This is a genomic window from Novosphingobium sp. B-7, from assembly GCF_000410615.1.
Lineage (GTDB): Bacteria > Pseudomonadota > Alphaproteobacteria > Sphingomonadales > Sphingomonadaceae > Novosphingobium > Novosphingobium capsulatum.
The window spans coordinates 10,177-10,593 of the sequence record NZ_KE148434.1 but is presented as its reverse complement, the minus strand read 5'-3'; the positions used below and the strand labels follow the sequence as shown (position 1 = coordinate 10,593).

The following is a 417-nucleotide window of genomic DNA, read 5'->3' as shown; positions in this document are numbered from 1 at the left end:
GGCTGTTTACCGGCCAGGGCGGCGGCGAGCAATTCGGGCTTGGGCTCGGCCGGCGGGAGAATGCCGAGCTTGCGCTTGAGCGCGGTGAGCAGTCCGGGCGGCGTATCCATGCGGGCAGGCGCCTGTTGCCCATTGCGCAGCAATGCGCGTTCGCCCTCTGGCGGGTTGACGCGGCGCACGCGCACCGGCGAATGCGCGCCGCTCAGCCCGAGCTGCGCGATCGCGCCGGGCGAAAGTGCCACCAGCCCATCGCCTTCCATCGGCCCGCGCCGTTCCAGCCGCACCAGGATCGTGCGCCCGGTATCAAGCGAGGTCACTTCGACATAGCTCGGCAATGGCAGCGTGCGATGCGCGCCGCTGATCCCGCCCCCGCCTGCGGCATCGGGCACGGCATAGCCAACCGCATCATAGTTCATC

The 417-nt window shown here is 70.0% G+C and carries 1 pseudogene; it reads right to left on the bottom strand.

From position 1 onward, the window contains the following. Positions 1 to 417 (bottom strand): annotated as a pseudogene (locus H926_RS28950) (sporulation protein); the annotation flags it as partial.